This is a genomic window from Acinetobacter genomosp. 33YU (assembly GCF_001990725.1).
Classification (GTDB): domain Bacteria; phylum Pseudomonadota; class Gammaproteobacteria; order Pseudomonadales; family Moraxellaceae; genus Acinetobacter; species Acinetobacter seifertii.
Genome location: NZ_LFZQ01000010.1, coordinates 147,909 through 163,628 on the forward strand (window position 1 = coordinate 147,909; position 15,720 = coordinate 163,628).

The 15,720-nt window shown below is 38.6% G+C and carries 19 protein-coding genes, 4 tRNA genes and 1 riboswitch; of the genes, 9 read left to right on the plus strand and 14 right to left on the minus strand.

Going from position 1 to position 15,720, the window contains the following annotated elements:
- Positions 1-80: 80 nt before the first annotated feature.
- The gene (locus tag AC056_RS13355) at positions 81-743 is read right to left on the minus strand and encodes an elongation factor P hydroxylase (protein ID WP_049066122.1); all 663 of its coding nucleotides are present in this window, start codon (positions 741-743) and stop codon (positions 81-83) included.
- Positions 744-839: 96 nt separating this feature from the next.
- Here AC056_RS13355 and AC056_RS13360 point away from each other — a divergent pair, with 96 nt between their 5' ends.
- The 6 genes from AC056_RS13360 (at position 840) to lysM (ending at position 4,514) form a co-directional block, all read left to right on the plus strand.
- The gene (locus AC056_RS13360) at positions 840-1,400 is read left to right on the plus strand and encodes a YceD family protein (RefSeq protein WP_077163873.1); all 561 of its coding nucleotides are present in this window, start codon (positions 840-842) and stop codon (positions 1,398-1,400) included.
- A gap of 74 nt (positions 1,401-1,474) precedes the next feature.
- On the plus strand, positions 1,475-1,660 hold the full coding sequence (gene rpmF, locus AC056_RS13365) for a 50S ribosomal protein L32 (RefSeq protein WP_000290730.1): 186 nt from the start codon (positions 1,475-1,477) through the stop codon (positions 1,658-1,660).
- Positions 1,661-1,812: 152 nt separating this feature from the next.
- Positions 1,813-2,799 carry an ACP S-malonyltransferase gene (gene fabD, locus AC056_RS13370; RefSeq protein ID WP_004703394.1) on the plus strand — a complete coding sequence of 329 codons (987 nt, stop codon included), beginning with the start codon at positions 1,813-1,815 and terminating at the stop codon, positions 2,797-2,799.
- The gene (gene fabG, locus AC056_RS13375; protein ID WP_000191300.1) at positions 2,796-3,530 is read left to right on the plus strand and encodes a 3-oxoacyl-ACP reductase FabG; all 735 of its coding nucleotides are present in this window, start codon (positions 2,796-2,798) and stop codon (positions 3,528-3,530) included. Before fabD ends, fabG begins: the two co-directional genes overlap by 4 nt.
- Positions 3,531-3,614: 84 nt before the next feature.
- Positions 3,615-3,851: an acyl carrier protein gene (gene acpP, locus AC056_RS13380; protein WP_001279871.1), complete on the plus strand. Its 237-nt coding sequence runs from the start codon at positions 3,615-3,617 to the stop codon at positions 3,849-3,851.
- A gap of 189 nt (positions 3,852-4,040) precedes the next feature.
- Positions 4,041-4,514 carry a peptidoglycan-binding protein LysM gene (lysM, locus tag AC056_RS13385; protein ID WP_004703391.1) on the plus strand — a complete coding sequence of 158 codons (474 nt, stop codon included), beginning with the start codon at positions 4,041-4,043 and terminating at the stop codon, positions 4,512-4,514.
- 45 nt (positions 4,515-4,559) lie between these two features.
- Here lysM and AC056_RS13390 read toward each other — a convergent pair whose 3' ends face one another.
- Positions 4,560-5,327: a hydroxymethylpyrimidine/phosphomethylpyrimidine kinase gene (locus tag AC056_RS13390; RefSeq protein ID WP_077163874.1), complete on the minus strand. Its 768-nt coding sequence runs from the start codon at positions 5,325-5,327 to the stop codon at positions 4,560-4,562.
- Between the two features lie 97 nt (positions 5,328-5,424).
- Here AC056_RS13390 and AC056_RS13395 point away from each other — a divergent pair, with 97 nt between their 5' ends.
- Positions 5,425-6,099 carry an HAD-IA family hydrolase gene (locus tag AC056_RS13395; protein ID WP_077163875.1) on the plus strand — a complete coding sequence of 225 codons (675 nt, stop codon included), beginning with the start codon at positions 5,425-5,427 and terminating at the stop codon, positions 6,097-6,099.
- Between the two features lie 58 nt (positions 6,100-6,157).
- On the opposite strand, the gene ribB is transcribed toward AC056_RS13395, so the two are convergent.
- Positions 6,158-6,817 (minus strand): 3,4-dihydroxy-2-butanone-4-phosphate synthase, encoded by a 660-nt coding sequence (gene ribB / locus AC056_RS13400; RefSeq protein ID WP_077163876.1) that lies wholly within the window; start codon positions 6,815-6,817, stop codon positions 6,158-6,160.
- Positions 6,818-6,907: 90 nt separating this feature from the next.
- A riboswitch (FMN riboswitch) is annotated at positions 6,908-7,058 on the minus strand.
- Positions 7,059-7,233: 175 nt separating this feature from the next.
- On the opposite strand from ribB, the gene AC056_RS13405 reads away from it, so the two are divergent.
- Positions 7,234-9,015: a DUF2157 domain-containing protein gene (locus tag AC056_RS13405; protein ID WP_077163877.1), complete on the plus strand. Its 1,782-nt coding sequence runs from the start codon at positions 7,234-7,236 to the stop codon at positions 9,013-9,015.
- On the plus strand, positions 9,015-9,575 hold the full coding sequence (locus AC056_RS13410) for a GDYXXLXY domain-containing protein (protein WP_077163878.1): 561 nt from the start codon (positions 9,015-9,017) through the stop codon (positions 9,573-9,575). Before AC056_RS13405 ends, AC056_RS13410 begins: the two co-directional genes overlap by 1 nt.
- 52 nt (positions 9,576-9,627) lie before the next feature.
- Here AC056_RS13410 and panD read toward each other — a convergent pair whose 3' ends face one another.
- The 11 genes from panD to AC056_RS13465 form a co-directional block, all read right to left on the minus strand.
- A complete protein-coding gene (gene panD / locus AC056_RS13415) occupies positions 9,628-10,008 on the minus strand; it encodes an aspartate 1-decarboxylase (RefSeq protein WP_004703382.1) in 381 nt (126 codons plus the stop codon).
- Positions 10,009-10,138: 130 nt separating this feature from the next.
- The gene (gene pth / locus AC056_RS13420) at positions 10,139-10,720 is read right to left on the minus strand and encodes an aminoacyl-tRNA hydrolase (RefSeq protein ID WP_077163879.1); all 582 of its coding nucleotides are present in this window, start codon (positions 10,718-10,720) and stop codon (positions 10,139-10,141) included.
- 20 nt (positions 10,721-10,740) lie between these two features.
- Positions 10,741-11,037: a 50S ribosomal protein L25 gene (rplY, locus tag AC056_RS13425; protein WP_002050375.1), complete on the minus strand. Its 297-nt coding sequence runs from the start codon at positions 11,035-11,037 to the stop codon at positions 10,741-10,743.
- A gap of 97 nt (positions 11,038-11,134) precedes the next feature.
- The gene (locus AC056_RS13430) at positions 11,135-12,085 is read right to left on the minus strand and encodes a ribose-phosphate pyrophosphokinase (protein ID WP_004703381.1); all 951 of its coding nucleotides are present in this window, start codon (positions 12,083-12,085) and stop codon (positions 11,135-11,137) included.
- Between the two features lie 36 nt (positions 12,086-12,121).
- Positions 12,122-12,196 (minus strand) — tRNA-Gln (locus tag AC056_RS13435).
- A 92-nt stretch (positions 12,197-12,288) separates the two neighbouring features.
- Positions 12,289-12,363: transfer RNA gene (locus AC056_RS13440), tRNA-Gln, on the minus strand.
- An 18-nt stretch (positions 12,364-12,381) separates the two neighbouring features.
- Positions 12,382-12,456 (minus strand) — tRNA-Gln (locus AC056_RS13445).
- A gap of 26 nt (positions 12,457-12,482) precedes the next feature.
- Positions 12,483-12,557 (minus strand) — tRNA-Gln (locus AC056_RS13450).
- A complete protein-coding gene (gene ispE / locus AC056_RS13455) occupies positions 12,556-13,389 on the minus strand; it encodes a 4-(cytidine 5'-diphospho)-2-C-methyl-D-erythritol kinase (RefSeq protein ID WP_004703380.1) in 834 nt (277 codons plus the stop codon). Before ispE ends, AC056_RS13450 begins: the two co-directional genes overlap by 2 nt.
- 18 nt (positions 13,390-13,407) lie before the next feature.
- Positions 13,408-13,986 (minus strand): lipoprotein insertase outer membrane protein LolB, encoded by a 579-nt coding sequence (gene lolB / locus AC056_RS13460; RefSeq protein WP_077163880.1) that lies wholly within the window; start codon positions 13,984-13,986, stop codon positions 13,408-13,410.
- A gap of 4 nt (positions 13,987-13,990) precedes the next feature.
- Complete coding sequence (locus AC056_RS13465) at positions 13,991-15,700, minus strand: tetratricopeptide repeat protein (RefSeq protein WP_174744443.1); 1,710 nt, start codon at positions 15,698-15,700, stop codon at positions 13,991-13,993.
- Between the last annotated feature and the right edge of the window lie 20 nt (positions 15,701-15,720).

The window sequence follows — 15,720 nt, forward strand, 5'->3', positions numbered from 1 at the left end:
ACTCCATCACGCCAGTATTAAAAATAGTATTAGACTTTTCAAACTTGGGAAGCAAGTAACTTACGTAGTTTTTTTGTCATTTAATCAAGGAGTTCACGTTTAAACTCACTTGATTGTAACGCTGCACCTGCTCGCGTACATTGGCAAATACATTCAATGAATCTTGCTGCATCCACAGGTAATTTAGCTTCTCCAGAAAAATAGCGTTGTACTTGTGTATAAACATTATCTTTAAACTTTTTGCCATCTCCGCCATCACCTGTCAGGTTGTCGAGCGAGACTCTAAATTTTCTGCCAAAAGAATGGGAAAATAACCATTCAATGGCTTGAGGTTTGATTTCTACTTGTTCAAATAAATCCTGCTGTTCTTTAGTTCGACCATCTGGCGCATACCAATAACCTAAATCGGGCAACAGACGACGTTTTGCACCTGCAATTGTCCAATGGCTAATTTCATGCAGGGCACTATTGAAAAAACCATGGGCAAATTGAATTTTGGCTGGCTCATGTTCATTTGCTGGGAAATATTCTGGTTCAAATTCTCCACGAACTAATGTCACATTATGGTGGGAAAACCAGTGATTAAAGTGTAAAATAAGCCAATCAACTTGCTCAGACTCTAATTTTGAGCTTGGCCATGGTGAGAGTTGCACCATGTCAGGTAAAAGAGTGTTTTGGTGAGTTGAATGGGTGCAAACGAGTAATGAAGTGTTAACTTCAGGTTGCGGCTGCAACAGGTGCATTGCTTAATTTACCCCGAGTTCTGTCTAAAGAAGTACAAAATTGTATCTTAATCTTTGACAGAGTACCGATGAATTTGTAGAATTGCCGCCTTAATTATGTCAGCAAATACCTTTCCGGCACAGATTGAGCCGTTTAAATGGGCTGAGCAAGGCTTTACATGGTCAGGTCAACTGCCATTGTCTCGTCTTACTCGTATTGCTCGTGAAGCTGTTGGATCAATTGATAACCAATTGATCAACATAGACTGTAAGCTATCAATGGATGCCTATCATCGCATTGTGTGGTTAGATGGTCATATGGAAACAAAAGTTCCAATGGAGTGCCAACGTTGTTTGGAACCTGTTGAAATGTCAATTGTTTCTGACTTTCATATTGCACTTGTAGATGATGAGTCACTGATAGAGCGCTTGGATGAGGATGCTGATTTCATCGTTTTAGGTGAAAGTGAGTCTTCGACAAAAGGTGATTTTGATACACCTGCTTCGATTAACTTGCTCGCATTACTAGAAGATGAACTGTTATTGTTGATGCCTTTATCTCCCAAGCATGATGCTTGTGAACATAAACATCAACCTACCATTCAGAACGTTGTCGAAGAGAAACGGGATAACCCGTTTGATGTTTTGGCAGGTTTGAAGGGTAAACTTAACTCATAATTTGTGTTATGATTATGAGATAAGACAACTGAATTTGTTCTGATCCATTTTTTCGATCTTTGTAAGGAGCCATCATGGCCGTTCAGCAAAACCGTAAAAGTCGCTCTCGCCGTGACATGCGCCGTTCACATGACGCTTTAACCGAGAATGCATTAACAGTAGACCAAGCAACTGGTGAAACTCATCGTCGTCACCACGTGACTAAAGACGGTTTCTACCGTGGTCGCCAATTATTCGCTAAAGCAGCTGATGCTGAATAATTGCATGATATGCATTAAGCGTGATGCTTAAGTATAGAAAAAATGGGAGCGAAAGCTCCCTTTTTTTGTTGTTTTTCGCAATTATAAATATACAAATTAAATGTTAAATTTCCGCTCCAGAGAAATGAGTGAAAACCCAAAAAGGATTTCTTATGTCTGCTAAACGTCTTGAACAAGTAGCTTTAGCCACAAAAACTGCATTTGTGTTTCCGGGTCAAGGTTCACAAAAAGTTGGTATGCTCGCTGAACTCGCAGAACAGTTTAGTGGAGTTGGGCAAACTTTTGCTGAAGCTTCAGACGCGCTAGGATTTGATCTTTGGCACATTGCGCAAAGTGGTGAAGGTTTAGACCAAACACAAAACACCCAACCTGTATTATTAACTGCTAGCATCGCTTTATGGCGTCTTTGGTTAGATTTGGGTGGTTTAGCGCCTAAATACCTTGCTGGTCACTCTTTAGGTGAATACAGCGCTTTAGTTGCAGCGGGTTCAATGAGTTTGGCAGATGCAGTTAAATTAGTTAATTTGCGTGGAAAACTCATGCAAAGTGCTGTTCCTCAAGGGGAAGGTGCGATGGCTGCAATTCTTGGTTTGGCCGATGATAAAGTAGTTGAACTATGCCAGAGTGTAACTGCATCAGGTCAAGGTTCAGTTGAAGCTGCAAATTATAATTCACAAGGTCAGGTTGTAATTGCGGGCAGTACTGCATCTGTACAGCAAGTGATGGCATTAGCAAAAGAACAATCTGCTAAAGCAATTGCTTTACCAGTTTCTGTACCTTCGCATTGTTCATTGATGAAGCCTGCTGCAGAAAAATTTGCAGAAGCTTTGGAACAAACTGCCATTGAGCTACCTACCATTCCTGTAATACAAAATGTCAACGCGGGAATTGCTACCGATGTTGCTCAATTACGTCAGGCATTAACAGCACAATTGTACGAGTCTGTGCAATGGACACGTACCATGCAGTCTCTTCAAGACCAAGGTATTCAGTACATTGTTGAATGTGGTCCTGGTACAGTATTGAGTAATCTCGCAAAGCGTTTACCAAATATCGAAAAAGCTTTTTCTATTGATAGTAAGAGCAAAATGGAAGATGCCCTAAATGCTGTTTTAGTGGCAGAAGGAAAAATTGCATGACACAAGAACGCAAAGTTGCATTAGTAACGGGCGCGAGTCGGGGCATTGGCGCTGCAATTGCCCAGCAACTTATTCAAGACGGTTATTTTGTCGTAGGTACTGCGACTTCTGAATCTGGTGCACAAAAGCTAACAGATAGCTTTGGTGAACAAGGTGCAGGTTTGGCGCTAGACGTGCGTAATCTCGATGAGATTGAAGCAGTCGTGTCTCATATTGAACAGAATTATGGTCCTGTACTTGTTCTCGTTAACAATGCAGGTATTACGAAAGACAATTTGTTGCTTCGTATGTCTGAAGATGATTGGGATGACATTCTCAATATCCACCTTAAAGCCGTTTATCGTTTATCTAAACGCGTACTTAAGGGCATGACGAAAGCACGTTTTGGTCGAATTATTAATATCAGTTCTGTTGTTGCTCATTTTGCAAACCCAGGCCAAGCAAACTACTCTGCTGCTAAAGCAGGTATTGAAGCATTCAGCCGTAGCCTTGCAAAAGAGATGGGTAGCCGCCAAATCACTGTAAACAGTGTGGCACCAGGTTTTATTGCAACAGAAATGACAGATGCACTTAGTGAAGACATTCGCAAAAAAATGAGTGATCAAGTGGCTTTAAATCGTTTAGGTGAGCCACAAGATATCGCAAATGCGGTGAGTTTCCTTGCAAGTGATAAAGCAGGTTACATTACCGGTACGGTATTACATGTAAATGGTGGTTTATACATGGCCTAACGCCGATGTATAAACTTTTAAAAATTTTTATATTCAATTAAACTAGTGGCAAATCAAACGCCACAAGCAATGAGGAGAATTCCTGTGAGCGATATCGAACAACGCGTTAAACAAGCAGTTGCAGAACAACTTGGTCTTAAAGCTGAAGAGATTAAAAACGAAGCATCTTTCATGGATGACTTGGGTGCTGACTCTTTAGATTTAGTTGAACTTGTTATGTCTTTCGAAAATGACTTCGACATCACTATCCCTGATGAAGATTCAAACGAAATCACTACAGTTCAATCTGCAATTGACTATGTAACTAAAAAACTTGGTTAATTCGCATATTGCTGATTAAAAAGAAGGCCACCGTAAGGTGGCTTTTTTTATTTAATCAAAATCATTGATAGGGATACATATTTTTACAAGATCAACCTCAATTGATAGCAGAGGTGTCTCTTTTTTCAAGTATAACAATAAAGGTCAGTTTAATGACTTTACTATAAACAATAATATGAGGACTAAAAGATGGGTCTTTTTGATTTTGTAAAAGGTATTGGTAAGAAAAATACCGCACCAGCAGAACCACAACCAGCTCCAGCAACACCAGCAGAACCTTCTGCACAAGAAGTGGCAAATAAATTATTAGGATTAATTAAAAGTTTAGGCTTAGGGGTAGAAGGCCTATCTGTAACATATAATGGTTCAACTGATACTGCGACGCTTCATGGTCAAGTACAAAGCCAAGCAGACAAAGAAAAAATTATTCTTATTGTTGGTAACGTAGACCACGTTGCGCAAGTAGATGATCAAATGACGGTTGCTACTCCTGAGCCAGAAAGTAAATTTTATACGATAAAATCAGGTGATAATCTTTCAAAAATTGCGAAAGAATTTTATGGTGATGCCAACCAATATCAAAAAATCTTTGAAGCAAACAAACCAATGCTAAAAGATCCAGATGAGATTTTCCCTGGACAAGTTTTACGTATTCCTCAGTAATTGGAATAAATAAAAAGGCGCTTAAAGCGCCTTTTTATTTGGTTGTTAAAATCGTTTTGGAATCTTTTGTCCATTAGGTACAGGCGTTTCAGCATTTTTTAAAACACCAAATAGCCATGTTTCTGCATGTTGTACTGCAATTTTTAAAGAATCACCCAAAGCTAAACGACCTGCAATAAAGCTTGCTAATGAACAACCTGAGCCGTGATATTCACCTTCAAGGCGAGGGCAACTACTACTCGCTGCAAGTTCACCATCAATATATAAACTATTTTTAATGAAGTCAGGAGTATCTTCGTGACCGCCTTTTACTAATACAGCTTTAGCACCCATTTGAAATAGCTTTTCTGTTGCTTGTTCTAAATCATCAATACCTGTTAATGCACGTAATTCAACTGTATTTGGCGTAATAAGCGTTGCTAGGGGAATCAGTTCAACAAATGCTTTAACTAAAGTTGCTTGGTCTCCTAACGAACCGCCACTGTTTGCAACTAAAACTGGGTCAAGTACATATTGATAGTCAGGATGAACACGTAAAAATTCAGCAAGTGCAGCAATATTATCTGTAGTGCCAAGCATACCTGACTTAACACATTTAATGGGTAAATCACCTACAACGGCATTTGCTTGAGCTAATAAGAGTTCTTTTGGGGTTGCTTCAAAGCCAAATACTTGTTGTGAGTTTTGAATGGTGAGGGCAGTACATGCAATTGCTGCATGAGCACCACTTTGTCCAATTGCTTCGATATCGGCTTGTAAACCTGCACCACCTGAAGGGTCTAAACCCGAGAAACAAAGTACGGTTGGACGCACGGTTATTTCCTTTTCAATTTAAATTTACGTTAGTATAAGAGAGTTTGATTAAACTCTCGACCAATTGAACTAAATACTTTACTGGGTTAATGATTGAATGGCTATAAAACATATTTTGATTGATTTAGATGGAACCTTAACAGACCCTAAAGTTGGTATCCATACTTCAATTCGCTATGCAATGGACAAGCTTGGCTATCCATTAGCTGCCGATTTAAATATTGATTGGACCATTGGCCCGCCTTTAAAACCATCACTTGCAAAATTATTGGCTACTCAAGATGATGATTTAGCTGAACAAGCTTTATTGGCTTATCGTGAGCGTTTCTCGGTCATTGGTTTGTTTGAAAATGAAGTATATCCATCTGTAATACAAACACTGAGTGCATTAAAAGACGAAGGATATCGTTTATTTGTCGCTACTGCTAAGCCAACGATTTACGCGAAACGAATTTTAGACCATTTTGAATTAAGCCAATATTTTGTACATATTTATGGCAGTGAATTGACAGGTGAACGAACCAATAAAGCTGAACTTATTCATTATATTCTTGAGCATGAGCAATTAAACCCAGAAGAGTGTTTAATGGTCGGTGACCGTCAATATGATGTTTTAGGTGCGCGTCACAATGGTATTGAGGCAGTAGCTGTGACTTATGGTTATGGAACTGCAGAAGAACTTGCTCAAGCACAGCCAAAAGCAATGATTAATCAGTTCTCTGAACTTTTGGACTATGTTGAAGAACTGGCAGTACAAAAGAAAGTTTCTTAAATATAAATAAGTTTTAATTTATAGGTTTGGCTTTGATCTAAAGCCAAACCTTTTTTATTTAAATACCGTGTTGTTGACGGTATTGAACAAGTTCTTCAATCGTAATAACGGTTAAGTGATGAGTTTGTGCATATGCTAAAACTTGAATGCCTGATGCCATAGTGCCATCTGGATTAGTCAATTCACATAACACACCAGCAGGTTTGAGACCAGCTAATCTGGCTAGATCAATTGTTCCCTCAGTATGACCACGTCGAGTAAGTACGCCACCATTACGTGCACGTAAAGGGAAAACGTGACCAGGACGATTTAAGTCACTTGCAACAGCACCATCTTTAATAGCAGTTTTAATGGTTGTTACACGGTCTTTAGCAGAAACACCAGTTGTAACGCCTTGAGCAGCTTCAATGGTTACTGTAAATGCAGTATGAAACTGACTTGAGTTTTGAGAAACCATTGGTGGAAGATCTAAGTGATCTGCTAATTCTTCTGTCAGGCATAAACATACAATACCTGAGCCATCACGAATCATACGTGCCATGGTCTCAGCAGTTAGCGTTTCCGCTGCAACAATTAAATCTGCTTCATTTTCACGGTCAAAGTCATCCATAACCAAGACTGGTTTGCCTTGACGGATATCTTCTAATGCTTGTTGAATACGCTGCTCAGCAGGAGAGAGGGCTGAGAAAAAAAGTTCTGGTTGAATTAAGCTAGACATAATGAAACGCTCTCGTAAAAATACGGTTGAACATTTCAGGACTGATGTAAAAACAGGCTGGCACTGAAATAAAACGGATTTATCCCAGTTCGTCGTCTTCTTTCATCCGGACTATACCGTCGGCTTTGGAATTTCACCAAATCTGCTCAAATTACACAATTTAAGCTCGTGGGCTTGTTAATTTATATATGAAAATTAACTTTACCACCGGTGGGGAATTACACCCCGCCCTGAAGCGATGGGTTTTATTATAGCGTGCTTGGAGAAATTGGCTAGATGCTTTTGTAGAATGCTAAGTCTCATTATGAATAAGTATTTTTAGAAATCGAAATAGGTTTTTAACAAGAGCTTACTTGTTGGTTTTAAAAGTGAATGCTATGTTTTTTATAGAAAATTATAAATAAAACAGGTTTTTCATGCAGATTAGAGACTTTTATCCGTTTAGGAATACTTTATTTATTCAGCATCTCCATATTTTTAGTTATCTATTTATGGCGGTAAGTATTCTGTATTTGATTGCTGCTAACTGGTTGATGCTTCCTGATAGCATTCAACTTAGCATTCCACCTGTTATATTACTTGTCACCGCTTGGGTGAGCGTAACAGATACCTTAAGCGAGGGAGTTCGGCAGACCTTACATGGTATTTGTGGTTTGATGGTCGGTTTGAGTTTGGCTGTAATAGGACAAGTTTATCAAACAGGTGCAGACAGTTATTTATTGTTCTTGATTTGGACTTTGCTTTTATTACCTTGGTTATATCGACCTAATATTGGTATTTTTACTTTAGTTTGCATTACCAGCCAACTTACACTTTTTTTATTTTTTCGACAGACTTTTTGGGCAGAAAAATTTCCTTATTTATATCTATTCACTCTAAATTTATTAAGCCTTATCGAGTTTTGGGTCTGTATAAAGAAGTATCGTGCATTACGTTTTGTTTTTATCGCTTGGTTTGCTGTCGTTTCAATCATTGGAATGATTCAATACTTATCGAATGCAAACATTCCTTATCTGATCTCGGCTTTCCTTTCAGGAATAATCGCTTTTTATTATTTCTTCCAAAAAAATGATCAATTATGTGCCAGTTTAATGGCTGCTGTTCTTGGTGTGACTGCAACAATATGGCTTGTAGATGGGATTAATCATTTATTTAAAGATTCTAATGAGTTCATTTTTTTACTGATTGCGGGCATTATTTTTACTTGGTTTGCACTTATTAGTTATTTCTTAATAAGAATTTTTCGCCAAAGCCGTTTTTATGTCATTCCTTTAGCAATTGGTGCTTGGCTTGCTGGTTTAGCACTTGCAGCATTTACACTCGTATTTTGGGAGACTATTTCTTTAATTATTGGCATCATATTTGTTGCTATAGCTATAACTTTACTAACAAAATCTCAAAATTATTTCATTCGGCAATTTGCATATTGTTTATTTATTAGTGGCCAAACTGCTTTTTTATTCCATCTTGGATCTGAAACAAATCAAATTTTATGGGTGTTGATTGCCCAGATTTTTATTCTATGTATTAGTTATTTTCTTAAGCCTCATTGGTTCTTTATTTTAATTCAAATGCTCGCAACTTATGGAATAGCATTTTTCTATCTATTGCAACTAGACCATTCAATATGGTCAGTAAACTCTGTTCAAACTTATTTTAATTTAACTTTACTTAACTATTTGATCTTTAGCTTAGTACTGCTGATAGGGATTAAAGCAATCGTATCGTATGAGCGGAGTATTTTCTTAAGTGTGCTGGCCGTTGTGTTGGTGAGCTCATTCTTTGATAATTTTATAGGGCTTGAATTGATTAATTCAGTTGATCAACCATTTTGGTTTTTCTATGTCTTACCAAGTCTATGGTTATTGTTATTTAGTTTTTTCTATCTATATAGGCAGCTTCAAACTATAACTTTTTTTGCTTTTCTCTTTTTTGGAATATTGCTTATTGCACTTGGCTATTTTGAAGTGTTCATTCTATTTGTAATTTTGACATGGGCCTTAAAAACTAAAGATCGCATTGTTTATGGTGTTACGCTCTTTGTATTCGCCTTTGTGTTTTGGCAACTTTATTACAGTTTGCAATTAAGTTTTCTAGCTAAAAGTGCATCAATCTTGGTGTCAGGAATTATATTGTTGGCTTTATATAGGTTGCTCCTACAAGAAGCTAAGAACAATTTTGTTGAGGGAGAAAATTAATGAAAAAGTATTTCTCTCTTATTCTTGCAATAGTCACTGTATTAGTTTTTACAGGTTTGGTTGCGAAAAATGAATGGCATCTACATCAGAGTAAAAGTATTTTTATTAAGCTTAAGCCCGTTGACCCTCGCTCTATTTTACAAGGCGACTACATGGCGCTGGCGTATGAATTAAATTTACAATCTCTTAAATCACCATCAGGAAGCGAAGGTGATGCTTTAGATCAAGTGATTTTTAATCATGCCAATATTCCAGCAAAAGTTATTTTAGATTCACAAAATCGAGTAATTCGTACAATTTTAGACACTAATAACTCATCTGCTGGGCAAAGCTTAATTTTAAAAAATCCTGAAAATCGTTTGCAGGCTTTGTACCCAGCTTCTAGAAGCTTCTTATTTGCCGAAGGTCTAGCTCATTGCTATGAAAAAGCAAAATACGCTGAATTTAAGGTAAATATAAAGGGTGAGGCGATTCTGTTTGATTTGCGAGGAGAAGAGCTACAATCTTTAAATTGTAAGCAGCAGCAAAGCTGGTGGAAGGGTGCGGTTAGGAGTTTATAGACACTATAAAAAAAGCCCGTATTACGGGCTTTCTTGTTTTTTTAATCTTTAATTAGGCAACTTGTACAGGAATGCAGTTCGCTGTGTGGTTGACTGTATTATTTGGGTTTGCATAGACCAAACGTGGTTTGTGAGCATTTGCTTCAGCTTCTGTGAAATCACCAAACGTAGCAATAATAACTAAATCACCAACATCTGCTTGGTGAGCAGCACCACCGTTTACTGAAATAATGCCAGAGTTGTCTTCACCACGGATCGCGTAAGTTGTGAAGCGCTTGCCATTAGTTACGTTCCAAACGTGGATTTCTTCGTATTCACGAATACCAGCTAAATCCATCAATACGCCATCAATTGCACAAGAACCTTCATAGTGAAGTTCAGCATGGGTTACAACTGCACGGTGAATTTTGCATTTTAATAAACGAGATAGCATGGCTAGCGTCTCCTGAGTAGACCTAAGAAGATCTTATAGTGAAATCTTTTGCCTTTGCCGTTCTGGCAAGGTGGCTGATGCGCATTTTGCTCCTAAAAAAGCAAGATAGCAAGCTTGATTGTTCAACAATTTAAGCTGGTTTATACGCATTAATTTGGTTCATAGCTTGTGATACCTGTCCTTGAACAAGTAACTTCGCTTTAGAGAGAGCATGATCAATTGCTCCGTCCATCAAGCTTTGTTCACTGCTTGGCGCTTTTCCAAGTACATGCCCAGAAACTCTTTCTTTTGAACCTGGATGTCCAATACCAATTCGTAAACGATGAAAGTTTGGACCAATATGTGGGACAATATCACGTAAACCGTTATGCCCACCGTGCCCACCGCCTGTTTTAAGACGAATTACACCAGGGTTCATATCAAGTTCATCATGAGCAATCAGAATTGCTTCAGGAGCAATTTGATAGAATTTTGAGAAAGGAACAACACTTTGACCGGAACGGTTCATATACGTCGTTGGTAGAAGTAAGCGAACATCATGCCCCTCTATATTACCACGACCACTGATTCCGTGAAATTTTGGATCATTTTTTAATGTAATGCCATATTTATCTGCAAGCTGTTCAACGAACCAAAAACCTGCATTATGGCGGGTTTGGGCATATTCTGAACCAGGATTGCCCAAACCAACAATTAGCGAAATATTTGACACTAATTTACGCCTTTAAACACTTATGCGCGTTTGAAGTCAGCGTGCATAGGAGTGTTTTTAGATGGGTGACGTTGTAACGCTTGGATTTTAACGTTTTCAACTTTGTCGCCCACTTTGATTTCTACAACTTCTTCAAAGAAAGCATTGCTTTCTAAAGCTTTTACAAGCTCACGAAGTTCTAAAGTTACACTTACAGGCTCAGCGTTACCGCCGTAGATGATAGCTGGAACTAAAGATTCGCGACGAAGGCGGCGGCTCGCACCTTTCCCTTGTTTGTCTTCAGCACGCGCTTGAGCGTTGAATACGAAGTTTGCCATGAGATAAATCCTCATTAAAGATTAAATAAACTAAACTTGCGACCAGTTTAGTGATAGAAAACCCCAGCCAAAGCCAGGGTTAAGAAAAGCTGCAATATTATAAACTATCGAACATCGCGCTGATAGATTCTTCGTTATTAATACGACGAATCGTTTCAGCAACCATGCTAGCAACAGAAACTTGGCGAATTTTACCTAAGTTCAATGCTTCTTCAGAAAGAGGAATTGTGTCAGTTACAACTAACTCATCAATGACTGAGTTACGTAAGTTCTCAATTGCTTTACCTGAAAGTACAGGGTGAGTTGCATAAGCAACAACACGACGTGCACCAAATTGTTTAAGCGCATCAGCTGCTTTACACAATGTACCAGCAGTATCAACCATGTCATCTACAATAACGCAATCACGATTTTTTACGTCACCAATCAAGTGCATAACTTGCGACTCATTGGCTTTTTGACGACGTTTGTCGATGATTGCTAAATCGATATCACCCATCTGTTTGGCAACAGCACGAGCACGTACTACACCACCAACGTCAGGAGAAACCACCATAAGGTTATCATGCTGTTGTTGACGTAAGTCAGCAAGCAAAGCAGGAGTACCATAGATGTTGTCGACTGGAATATCGAAGAAACCTTGGATTTGGTCAGCATGTAAATCAATCATTACGACACGATCAATACCAACAGTGGTAAGCATGTCTGCAACAACTTTAGCTGTAATCGGCACACGTGCAGAACGTGGACGACGGTCTTGGCGAGCATAACCAAAATAAGGGATAACAGCAGTAATACGACCAGCACTTGCACGACGCAAAGCATCTGCCATAACCAAGATTTCCATAAGGTTATCATTGGTAGGGGCACAAGTAGGCTGAACGATAAATACGTCTTTACCACGAACATTTTCAGTAATTTCTACTGAAATTTCTCCATCAGAAAAGTGACCGACTGATGCAGCACCTAGAGGGATATGTAAGTGACTTACGACTTTTTGAGCGAACTGTGGATGAGCATTTCCACTAAAAACGACAAGATTGGGCATGAAGCACCCTTGGCGGTTGGTATGTAATGAAGTAGATGGCAGGGGCGGCTGGATTCGAACCAACGGATGCCGAGATCAAAACCCGGTGCCTTACCACTTGGCGACGCCCCTAATGCGGCAGAACTTTAATATTTTTGCAGTGCAATGTCAAGGATAATCAACAAAAAGCAAGGCAATTAAGTCTGTCTTTAAAATAAGAAGAATGGCAGGGGCGGCTGGATTCGAACCAACGGATGCCGAGATCAAAACCCGGTGCCTTACCACTTGGCGACGCCCCTAAATTTGATGATATATAATGGCAGGGGCGGCTGGATTCGAACCAACGGATGCCGAGATCAAAACCCGGTGCCTTACCACTTGGCGACGCCCCTAATATAATCATCATTACAGGTGAAATTGGCAGGGGCGGCTGGATTCGAACCAACGGATGCCGAGATCAAAACCCGGTGCCTTACCACTTGGCGACGCCCCTAACTTGTAACCTTAAAATGATTAAGAGGAGATTCTTTTAAACTATTTACCACATAAGCTTTACATGGTGAATGCTTAAGAATGTCATCAATATTCATTTCATTTGTTACTTCAGTAAAAACACAAGCACCTGTACCTGTAAGCTTTGCTTGACCAAACTGATCAAGATATTGCATTGCTTCTTCAACTTCAGGGTATAACTTTCTAGCCAAAGGCTCAAAGTTATTTCCAAAATTAGAAGGTTCTAACTGATAGGCGCAAAATTTAGTGGTCTTAGAGTCTCTTGTCAATGTTTTTTGTGAAAAAAGCAATTGAGTGCTGATAAAACAATCAGGTTTTAAAATAATGAACTGTTTTTGATCTAAGTCTATGAATGATAAATGTTCACCTATGCCTTCAGCCCATGCATTTTTACCATAAATAAAAATAGGAACATCAGCACCGAGCTTTACGCCATAGTCAGCAAGTTCATCCTGACTTAGTCCACATTGCCATAATTGATTTAAAACAATGAGGGTTGTGGCAGCGTTTGAAGAACCTCCGCCTAAACCTGCGCCCATTGGAATATTTTTCTCAATTTTGATGTGTAGACCAGAGAGTTTTTTTGCATGCGGTTTAAGTATTTGAGCAGCTTTATAAATCAGATTTTGTTCAAGTTGAACCTCTCCTAAACCCTCAATCTGGATTTCATCTTTATCAATAAGAGAAAAAGTCATCCAGTCATATAAATCAATGAGTTGGAAAATGGTTTGTAATTCATGGTAACCATTTTCACGACGTCCTGTGATATGTAAAAACAGGTTGAGCTTAGCTGGAGAGGGAACTCGAATCATAGATTTAAATAATTAGATTTAACGGTTTTGGATGACCATTGTAATACGGTTTTCTTTATCTTCAGCAAGTGCCTGCTTCAAAACCAGTTTATTTGGCAAAGTTTGTTCGCCATCATAACTAAAATTGACTGTCCAGCCATCTTCGATGAGTTGGCTCACACGATTTGCATTATCTTTGCTGATTTGGGCATTTAAAGTTGCTGGCTTTGCCAAAATCCAACTGGTTAGATGAGTAATGGGTGCTTGCCAACCAGTAGCACGTTCTAAAAGTTCTTCAGGTGATGCGGCTGTAATCACGCCAGTTTTAGCACTGTTTAAAGTAACTTCACCTGGTTTACCCTGAATTTGTGTCTTTCCAACACCTAAAATACCACTTAATTCGATATCAAAATTATCTTGTTGCTGAACCCATGTGAAGAATGCACTACCACTTTGCTGTGGGGTGCGCACACCAATTTTACCTTGTAAGTTGAAATGTTTTTCATCTTGCACTTGGTGGGAAATTGCGGGTTTGGGCTGAGTAAAATGCTGACAACCGGTTAAAAATAACACACTTGATCCACAGATCGCTGTGCACAGTTGGGCAAATTTGCTCATATATTTAACTCTTTTTTGCTGATGTAGGTAAAATTAACGCATCAAGCTGGTGTAATTGTGGATCATTCGCGTGCTTTTGTTTCAGTTGTTGTAACACAGCACTAAATTCAGTTAATGATCCTTGCATATACAGTGCCTTAGCGTAACGAATCCCAATATTTATGTTATGACTAAGCTCGTAAGCTTTGCCTAAAGCTTCCGCTGCGCCCTCATAATCATTTTGTAAAAATGCGATATAGCCCAGTGTATCCAAAATCGAAGCTTGTTCTGGTGCATATTCCAATGCTTGTTCAGCATATTGTCGTGCTTCTTTTAGTCTACGGTTTTGTAAAGCCAGCGTATATGCATAGGCATTCAGATAGGTCGGACTATTTGGTTCTAACTGTAATAATTGCTTAAGTGTTTTATCAAGTTTATCGCGGTCGGTATAAGGGTCTAATAATAAAACTTCTGCATAGATGAGTTCAGGATCATCTGGTAAGTTTTTGATTGCTTCATCTAATAAATTTAATGCAGCTTTTTTATTGCCCATTTTCTTTAAAATTTCGGCTTGTGCCTGATAGAGAAAGCTTGCATGCTGTGGATAATTAACTCGTTCTTGAGTTAAAAATCGTAATGCATCATGTAAATTTTCTTGTTTATCATAGATCGCAATTAGATTTCGTCTTGAAACAATGTAGAGGCTACCATCAACTAAACGGTAATAAGCTTTGGCAGTTTCATAGTGCTGTTTTCGCTCAGCATTAATAGCTAAGTAGTAATATGCTTCGTTTTGATATTTTGCAGAGTTGCGTAAATCAACTAAATATTGTTCAGCTTTATCATATTGCTTGAGGTCAATACTGGTTAGACCTGCAATAAATAATGCTTCTTCAGCCCGAGGATTACTCTCAATAATTTTTTCTAATTTTTCAAGAGCAAGTTGAGGCTGATTAATCTGAATGAGATAACGGACCTCAGCTAAGCGAATATCTAGATTTTTCTTATATTTACGGCTTGATTTTGCATACCATTTTAAAGCACCTTCTTGATCATTTAGAGCAATCAATAGGTTCGCTTTCATCAAGATAAAGCTGGTTACTTTTGGACGACGGCGTAGCGCACGGTTAATGGTATTTAGAGCAGGTTCTAATTGACCATTTTGTGCTTCTAGATTAGCAATAAGCGCTAAAATAGAAGGATTTTCCTTTTCTGCACTTGAACGTAAAGCCGTTAATAAAACATCTCGGTCTTGTGCATTTTCGGGAGCAATACTCGCCAGAATTTGTTCAAGATCGGCAGTTGGATCAATTTTTAAAATCTTATCTAAAGTTTCGGCAGCAAGCTGGTATTCATGTGTTTTTAATGCAATATGCGATAAATAAAATAAAGCAGGAACATCTTTGGGTTCTTGAACCACCCAATGTGTTGCAACATTTAATGCGGCTTGTAGATCGTTATATTCAAGAGCGACATCTAGTGCACGCTGTTTAATTGTTGTTGAGTTGCTTCTAATCGCAAGCACAGTGTAGTTGTGTAGTGCTGTAGGAATATCGTCGTAAGCTAAAGCAAACTCTGCGACCATACTCTGTTGTAGAGCCTGATCAAATGAATGCACTGCATAGGTCTCTTGCAACGGACGTGCATAGACATATGAGGACATGCTACCTAACAATAAGAATGTGGTAGAATACTGTCTTATCGAAGCACCGTTAAAATTAATACGGCTATTCATTTGACGCAATTTTTATTGAT